The following is a 6,725-nucleotide window of genomic DNA, read 5'->3' as shown; positions in this document are numbered from 1 at the left end:
CAAAAAATGTAATAACCGATTTTTTCTATTCAAACTCAGCCGACGTTTGTTTTTTTATCAACTGTTCTACTTCATCGTAATACACATTGTTTGTTGTATTCTAAAAGTGGTCCATTATTCAGCAAGTTGCCGTTGAAAATGGGGCCACTTATTTTTATGCTTACCATACATGATTAAATGGATGGAGGCAGAAGGAGTGATTAGGAGAATGAAACAATTTGATGTTATCTCAAGATATCGCCAAGGTGAGTCCTATCGGCACATCGCAAGAGAGTTAGGAATCGATCGCAAGACGGTGAAGGCCATTTGTGATCGGTATAAGAAAGGCATTGACGCTTTGAATTCCAGTAAGAGTGAACAAGAAGTGGAAGAAGCAACCGAACAGCTTGTTTTAACTCGGTCGTATGACAGTTCCAAGCGAAGAGCACGGGCGTATACTCCTGCAGTAGAAGCACGGATGAAAGAATTATATCAACAAGAATTGAAAAAGAATAAACGGTTAGGCCCGCATAAACAAGCATTAACCGCGATCGCTGTGCATGAGCTTCTCGCTGAAGAAGGTCATCCCATTGGTTACCGTACCGTCGCCCATTACTGGCGGCAGTTGAAACAAAAAACAAGAGAAGCCTTTATTCGCCAAGAGTATCCTTTAGGTTACCGTGTGGACTTTGATTTTGGGGAAGTCAAACTGGAAATCGCCGGCAAGGTTCGCACCTACCACTTAGCAGTGTTTGCTAGTCCTGCCTCTGATTTTTATTGGGCCTATTTATATACGAATCAGAAACAAGATGTTTTTCAAGAGGCCCATGTTCAATTCTTTGAGATGGTGGGAGGGGTCTATCAGGAAGTGGTTTATGATAATATGCGCAATGTCGTCACGCGCTTTATTGACCGGTCTGAAAAAGAACTCAATGAATCGCTGATCAAATTGTCTCTCTATTATGGCTTTGAAATTAATGTGACTAATTGTTTTAGCGGCCATGAGAAAGGGACGGTAGAAGGTCGAGTTAAACATATTCGCCGGCAATGTTTCAGTAAATCTTACCAATTTTCATCCATAGAAGCTGCCTGAGACCATTTAACGCAGCAGTTAATACGACTGAATCAAAAGAGTCAGATTGTTGAGGAAAAGCAATACCTACTGACCTACCGTCCGCCCTTTGAATTAGCCGAAATGGTTCAATGCCGCGTCAATAAATATAGTATTATCCAGTATGAAACCAATGCTTATTCGGTCCCCGATTATTTGGTGGGGCATACCGTGCAATTAAAAGTGTATCCGGAGTATTTTGTGGTTTATGCCAACCACGAGGAAGTCTGTCGGCATAAAAAAATAGAGGGTTCCCATCAGTATCAGCTTGACATATACCACTACCTCAAGACGCTGATGAAAAAACCGGGAGCGTTAAAACACTCCTTGGTGCTCAAACACTCGCCCGATTTGAAAGCCCACTATGCCTTATATTATAAAGAAAATCCCCGTGAATTCCTAGATAAATTAGACCAGTACCAAGCCTTGCCCAAGGAGCAATTAATGGAACAGCTTTCCCAGAATGCCCCGGCTCGAAAGTCGGCTTCCCTTTCTCAAGAAGCCGAAGCCATTACAGAGGCCATTGAAGCAGCTAGAGAATTAAAATTGGCCTATATTTGTGAACATTCCCAAAGTTACCTAAAAGAAGCCAACCAGCGGGGATTAAACTTAGATGAAGCCTTAAAAGAATTATTGCGGGAAGAGGTCACGCAACGACGTGAGCGGAGTCATCAACGCCGAATCAACCAGGCGAAGTTTCATCAGAAGAAGTATCTAGCAGATTTTGATGACAGCGTATTTGAAGAACAGCCGCGCAAGCAGCTACGTGAGTTAACCTCACTGGAATTTATTAAACGGAAAGAAAATGCGATCTTAATTGGGAATCCAGGCACCGGCAAGACGCATTTTAGTATTGGGATTGGTATAGAAGCCTGTTTACAAGGTATGAGTGTTCAGTTCGTTAATGCGCCTAACTTAGTGATTCAATTGAAAGAAGCGGTCACCCAGAGTCCGTTTGTCCGTTTTAAACGCCGTTTTGAAAGTGTTGATTTGGTTATTATCGATGAATTAGGCTACTTGTCTTTTGATGAAGCGGGACGCTGAGCTCTTATTCAATTTACTATCGAACCGGAACGATGAAGGATCGATTATGATCACCACTAACTTAACCTTTGATCGATGGCAGGAATGTTTTAAAGATGCCACTTTAACCGGCGCTCTCGTGGACCGATTAGCCTATCAAGCGAATGTCATTAATATGAGAGGAGAAAGTTACCGCATTAAACAAACGAGCTCATGGATTGATTCCATGACTCAAGGATAAATTGCCGCAGAGTGGTCCATTTTTGAATAGCAAGGTGGACCATTTTTCAGTTGACATTTACAGATTCACCACCTCTCTAATTTTGTCTCTTGAATGCCCCGTACTGGAAGAGATTGTTCGTTGAGAAATCCCTTGTAGATGCATTTCAAGAATCTTATGATAATTGATCATAAAAATAACCTCCTGTAACTTATTTGGGTTCTTTTACAAATAGTGTTGGTAAATAATTTCAAATGTCAAAAAAGCCACCCTAGCCGGATGACTTTTGACTGGCTTATTAGTCTTCATCTACCCAATGGTAAAGGAAGAACATGTAGCCCCAAAATTTCTTAATTTCTTTAAAACCGGCTCGACGATTGGCTTGCCACCAAGTCACTTCCTCACCGGCAACATCATGATAGGTAGCGACGTATGTTAAGTCAAACCCGTAATGGCGATTTTGTCGTTCGTAAATCATTTTTGTCCGCAACATATGGTAATCAGATGATGTAATGATGGCTGAATCATAACCCATTTCTTGCATCATCTTCAGTGTATTTCGTGCGTTGGTATAAGTAGATGTTGCATTTGCTTCGTTAATTAAAGCGTCACTTGGTGCGCCCGCCCCCACATAAAAATCAAAGTTTGATTGAGTTAGTGGACTTACGATAATTTTCCCTGACCGTGAATAGCCAGCTTCAAGCAAATCAACTGCTTCACCAGCCCGCTCACTAGCGCCTTCTGGTACAACAATAATATCCGATACTTTCGGTTCCTCATCAACAATGAGGTTACTGATGGTAATCACACATACTAACCCAACAGCGATACTCATGCCGACAAAAAAGCCCACAAGTCGAACAAGATTATTTCCTTTCATCTGCATTCCCCATTTTGATAAGTATTTTCCTTTTGACTTATCTTACCACATGGAAATTACCGGATGAAAAGTAAAGTATCATTTTCCAAAATCAAATATAATTGTATTATTGTGTTTACTTGCAAGAGAGGCGATATCCCTTTGAATGATTTCAGTAAATTGATCTTCAAATTTAGACATATCAACTGGTTGTTGATTTATGTCAGCGTTCTCAATATATGCTTTTAGACGTTTTTGTACTTGTTTCATTTCAAAATCGATTTCGTCTGGATGCTCAGCACTCGCAACTGCATAGTAAAATTCATCAATTGGCAGATCTTCACAGATGTCAATAATATTGAATAACCGTTCTTCATAATTGATAAGTTTTGGTATATCACAAATCTCTGTAATCACCGGTAATATCACAATCCGCGCTTGCTCTAAGATATCTTCAACAATCGCCGTATCCCCCGGTTGAATAAAAATATATTCCACACCGGGTAAGTTTGGTACTTCAACATCTTCATAAAGTGCAGCGATGACTTCATAGCCCGCCATAGAAAACTGTTCCGCCGCTTGTCGACCTATAACATTCGTTGCACCGATAATTGCTACTTTATTCATTTTCTTCACCAAAATTTCCTTATAAAAATAAATGCCACTCACCGACTGTTACTTATCTTCATATCAATAAAACGTGCATTCATGTTCTGTATTTCAAAAAATATTAAAAGACATCCCAGAAAAATGTATACTGACTAAAAATACAAAATAACAATAACATAACCTTTGCGTTTTTTCTCTTCACAACCGTGATTGTAAAACGGATATTTGAAAATGTGCTATTCTCACAAATATTGGCAAAACGAGCTTACATATTTTATTTAGAAATCCTCCCTAAGTTTAGAATATACAGACACAAATTTGCTCGCAATTATATATCATACTGTTTTTTTTAATCAGTTTTATTGCTAGACAAGCTATGTATTCCCTTACATTATAAGCCTAGATATAGATAGAGAGATAGTTTTTATCATATATATATAATATTACTTATCATATACTCGCTTTTTATAATCTATACGTAATTTAATCAGAACAATTATGTTTTATTGGAAAAAATTTGATACATATTGGCCTTACTGTTCAGCAGGTAAATCGGAAAAATTTCCTTTCACCAATTCAAACGTATCCGTGAAATTTCTTTTCATTAATCGGGTCTCATTGCTATCTAAACCATCACAAACTTATTGAATTAAGCTACTATTTTTATTTGTAATAATATCGTTTATCCCCCATCTCATCCTTCATCACTGAAAAAACTTGCCCCTTATTAGCAATGGATAAGACTAAGGCATGGTAACGAGACGTAATCACATTCTTGCTTGCCCTAAAATACTTAGAATATCTTGAATTGGTAAAATAGCCTTTATCTTAATAATCATTTAAAATAATCTCTGGAATTCGTTCCTTCAAGAATCCTCCCTGAACAGTCCCGCCATTTCCAATATTTAGTGCTAAAAAAACAACGTCTAGATCATATTGATGCTTCATCACTCTTGCAAAATCTTTAATTGCATCCAGTTCTGACTGAATCACGTCCATTGGTTAATTAGCTTCTAGCACAATATAGTGACCTGAAGCGATCTCAATTGTTGGTGTCATAACTTGATTATCTGGATGAATAAAAAGCAAGACATCAGGTCAGAAGGTTACCTCATGAGACGTTACCAATTAATCAAACTAGATTTTTGAATACCTTTGGTCTCGCGCTGCCACCTTTAAGAACTTCATCCGCCCAAACATATTGGTAAATAAGGCTTTTCCCCAGTCAAAAGGTCCAAGACTATTGCCAGTAAATACCATCAGAATAACCATCTGGTCCGCCAATAACGAAAGTTCGTATCCCCAAACGAACCAGTAAAGGTAATTACATCATTCTTTATACCCTCTATCTCACTGAAATAACCAGCCATCGTATAACCAACATTATACGTCATCTATACCTTCATCACTAATTTAAGGCCATAATAAAAAGCCGACTACAATAAGTAATCGGCATTTCTTACTCCCGCATTTTCCCTTTAATTTAATAATATATTCACTTTTTCATAATTTCTAAAATATAATCCAAGGATATTTTTAAATCATTTTTCTTAATAATTATATATAAAACATAAAAGACTCCGTATATAATTGGTGTCCAAACAGAATTAATATACCATGCTGTATATATAAATATCATTGTCATAAAAGTTTCTAGTAATAAATCCCTTACTACTGAAATTTCTAAGGCCCTTGAAAGAATAAATTCCGCGATTATTCCGCGAAATCCTATTAGTATAACAATACTTAAAATCGTAAAATCTAAATTATGTAGCCAAAATGCTGAAAATCCAGTGAAAACAATACTAATTGTCATCGTAAAAGTATTAAATTTTAACATTACATTTTCTAATCTTAAGGCTTTCATATATGTATTTATCAGTAAAGACATTTTACTTTCATAAATAACTATTGGGAGAAGCAATCCCAAATAATTTAAACTTTCCGCATATTGAGGTAACCATAATGATAAAACTACTTTTATAGGTATATAAAGTATTAGCATTCCTAATGCAAAAATCATCAGAAAATCTCTCATTATTGAGTATGCTTTTACCAAAGATGAATGATTAATCCTTCTTAGGATTGGATATATAACCATACCTAATGCATTCAAGAACACCATAAACATATTGGATACACTTAGAGATAATGATATCTTACCAAATATTGACACACTCCAATTCCGTTCAATACCAAACCTAACTATTCCGATAATTAAAGTATTTGCAATATTAGATAACATCAGTTTTATCCCAGAATTGATGTTATCTCTAGTATCAGTATAAACATTAGAAAAATCAGTTAATTTCCTAAATACAATGTCACGAGATACATACATTGCATATATTAACCCTATAGATTTACCTATCAAATCTGCAAAAATTAATAAATAATAATTATCAATACCAAATACTAATAGTGTTATTATCAATATTAAGTAAACAATTCTATCTAGTATTGTAATTAGCGAATATTCTTTGATTCGATTGGTTGCTTGTAAAATATACAGTAACATTAGCCTAGAATTTAATATCACAAGTTGAATTGCTATCATTGTTAATATAAATTTTCTATCAAAATCTTGTATGAAAACTAAACCAACTATAGTTAGAACTAGTGCTATTAATATTTGAGAAAATAGAAGACTATAAAACTGTGAAAAGAAGTTAACTTTATTTAATTTATTATATTCTTCTCCTCCATGTCGCAAATAAATCCCATCATTCCAGCCAAAGTGCAAAAAACCTACATAAGAAGAATAAAAAATATATATTTGCCAGAATCCATATTGTTCAACACCAATTAGTTTAGGGACTATTAAAACAACTATAGTGGAAATCAGTAACGAAATAAAATTGGCAGATAGTGAGTAGGAAAAGTTTTTTATTAAATCTAATATTTTTTCTTTCATCGTATTCATT

At 35.8% G+C, this 6,725-nt stretch carries 7 protein-coding genes; 3 read left to right on the top strand and 4 right to left on the bottom strand.

The genetic code is table 11. The features are described 5' to 3' along the window. Window positions 1-208: 208 nt before the first annotated feature. The 3 genes from istA to ACRCJ0_RS00210 are packed head-to-tail and all read left to right on the top strand — an operon-like array spanning window position 209 to window position 2,354. Window positions 209-1,072: an IS21 family transposase gene (gene istA / locus ACRCJ0_RS00220; RefSeq protein WP_431389118.1), complete on the top strand. Its 864-nt coding sequence runs from the start codon at window positions 209-211 to the stop codon at window positions 1,070-1,072. 21 nt (window positions 1,073-1,093) lie between these two features. Beyond that, on the top strand, window positions 1,094-2,134 hold the full coding sequence (locus ACRCJ0_RS00215) for an ATP-binding protein (protein WP_431389119.1): 1,041 nt from the start codon (window positions 1,094-1,096) through the stop codon (window positions 2,132-2,134). Beyond that, window positions 2,118-2,354, top strand: a complete 237-nt coding sequence (locus ACRCJ0_RS00210; protein WP_420086290.1) for an ATP-binding protein — start codon at window positions 2,118-2,120, stop codon at window positions 2,352-2,354. The genes ACRCJ0_RS00215 and ACRCJ0_RS00210 overlap by 17 nt, the downstream gene beginning before the upstream one ends. A gap of 277 nt (window positions 2,355-2,631) precedes the next feature. On the opposite strand, the gene ACRCJ0_RS00205 is transcribed toward ACRCJ0_RS00210, so the two are convergent. From ACRCJ0_RS00205 to ACRCJ0_RS00190, 4 genes are all read right to left on the bottom strand, one after another. Then, window positions 2,632-3,213, bottom strand: a complete 582-nt coding sequence (locus tag ACRCJ0_RS00205; RefSeq protein ID WP_431389117.1) for a YdcF family protein — start codon at window positions 3,211-3,213, stop codon at window positions 2,632-2,634. A gap of 78 nt (window positions 3,214-3,291) precedes the next feature. Next, window positions 3,292-3,819 carry a hypothetical protein gene (locus ACRCJ0_RS00200; protein WP_431389116.1) on the bottom strand — a complete coding sequence of 176 codons (528 nt, stop codon included), beginning with the start codon at window positions 3,817-3,819 and terminating at the stop codon, window positions 3,292-3,294. Between the two features lie 810 nt (window positions 3,820-4,629). After that, window positions 4,630-4,800 carry a hypothetical protein gene (locus ACRCJ0_RS00195; RefSeq protein ID WP_431389115.1) on the bottom strand — a complete coding sequence of 57 codons (171 nt, stop codon included), beginning with the start codon at window positions 4,798-4,800 and terminating at the stop codon, window positions 4,630-4,632. 496 nt (window positions 4,801-5,296) lie between these two features. Continuing rightward, on the bottom strand, window positions 5,297-6,724 hold the full coding sequence (locus ACRCJ0_RS00190) for a lipopolysaccharide biosynthesis protein (protein ID WP_431389114.1): 1,428 nt from the start codon (window positions 6,722-6,724) through the stop codon (window positions 5,297-5,299). Window position 6,725 lies beyond the last annotated feature (1 nt).

This window comes from Aerococcus sp. L_32, assembly GCF_050689315.1.
The sequence above is the reverse complement of the archived record's forward strand: the minus strand, read 5'-3'. Positions and strand labels throughout refer to the sequence as shown.

Excerpts from the sequence above, each read along its gene's own strand:
- ACRCJ0_RS00210 (WP_420086290.1), top strand. The coding sequence starts at position 2,118 with ATGAAGCGGGACGCTGAGCTCTTATTCAATTTACTATCGAACCGGAAC.
- istA (WP_431389118.1), top strand. The coding sequence starts at position 209 with ATGAAACAATTTGATGTTATCTCAAGATATCGCCAAGGTGAGTCCTAT.
- ACRCJ0_RS00200 (WP_431389116.1), bottom strand. The coding sequence starts at position 3,819 with ATGAATAAAGTAGCAATTATCGGTGCAACGAATGTTATAGGTCGACAA.
- ACRCJ0_RS00205 (WP_431389117.1), bottom strand. The coding sequence starts at position 3,213 with ATGAAAGGAAATAATCTTGTTCGACTTGTGGGCTTTTTTGTCGGCATG.
- ACRCJ0_RS00190 (WP_431389114.1), bottom strand. The coding sequence starts at position 6,724 with ATGAATACGATGAAAGAAAAAATATTAGATTTAATAAAAAACTTTTCC.
- ACRCJ0_RS00195 (WP_431389115.1), bottom strand. The coding sequence starts at position 4,800 with ATGGACGTGATTCAGTCAGAACTGGATGCAATTAAAGATTTTGCAAGA.